The sequence below is a fragment of the Cohnella baijiui genome, from assembly GCF_020731285.1.
Lineage (GTDB): Bacteria > Bacillota > Bacilli > Paenibacillales > Paenibacillaceae > Cohnella.
The window spans coordinates 1-1,150 of record NZ_JAJFOW010000089.1; the positions used below are offsets into that span (position 1 = coordinate 1).

At 55.4% G+C, this 1,150-nt stretch carries 2 rRNA genes; both read left to right on the plus strand.

What is annotated here, in order from left to right:
- Positions 1–326 (plus strand): 16S ribosomal RNA (locus LKX83_RS31740); the annotation flags it as partial.
- 266 nt (positions 327–592) lie between these two features.
- Positions 593–1,150, plus strand: a 23S ribosomal RNA gene (locus LKX83_RS31745); the annotation flags it as partial.

Here is a 1,150-nt window from a genome sequence, read left to right on the forward strand (position 1 = left end):
CCTGGGCTACACACGTACTACAATGGCCGGTACAACGGGCAGCGAAGGAGCGATCTGGAGCCAATCCTTTAAAGCCGGTCTCAGTTCGGATTGCAGGCTGCAACTCGCCTGCATGAAGTCGGAATTGCTAGTAATCGCGGATCAGCATGCCGCGGTGAATACGTTCCCGGGTCTTGTACACACCGCCCGTCACACCACGAGAGTTTACAACACCCGAAGCCGGTGGGGTAACCGCAAGGGGCCAGCCGTCGAAGGTGGGGTAGATGATTGGGGTGAAGTCGTAACAAGGTAGCCGTATCGGAAGGTGCGGCTGGATCACCTCCTTTCTAAGGAGCCCTTCGGGGCAAATGATAAGTCCGTTGCAACTTACGCTCGAGTTCAGTTTTGAAGGAGAAATCCTTCAGCTACGTACCGCACGAACGTGTTTCTAACGAAACGCTGCCTCTTGCGGCACGGTCGAGACGATCTTCGATCGCTCGAATTGCACCTTGAAAACTGGATAGCGAAACGAAGCGCAAATAGAAACATCTCTTGCCTGTTGGTTTGCTGAGGCGGGTGTTGGCGAAGTGATTCGCTGACACGATTGAGCTAAGGTTAAGCTAATAAGGGCGCACGGAGGATGCCTAGGCGCCAGGAGCCGAAGAAGGACGCGGCGAACAGCGAAATTGCCTCGGGGAGCCGTAAGCAGGCTTTGATCCGGGGGTGTCCGAATGGGGAAACCCGGCTGGGGTAATGCCCAGTCACCCATGAGTGAATCCATAGCTCATGAGGAGGCACACCCAGGGAACTGAAACATCTAAGTACCTGGAGGAGAAGAAAACAACAGTGATTCCGTCAGTAGCGGCGAGCGAAAGCGGATTAGCCCAAACCAGGAGGCTTGCCTCCTGGGGTTGTGGGACGTCTCACATGGAGTTACAAAGGAGCAGGTTAGGCGAAGAGGTCTGGAAAGGCCCGGCATAGAAGGTAAAAGCCCTGTAGCCGAAAGTCTGCTCTCTCCGAGACGGATCCCGAGTACCGCGGGACACGAGAAACCCCGTGGGAATCCGGCAGGACCATCTGCCAAGGCTAAATACTCCCTGGCGACCGATAGTGAAGCAGTACCGTGAGGGAAAGGTGAAAAGCACCGCGGAAGCGGAGTGAAAAAGAACCT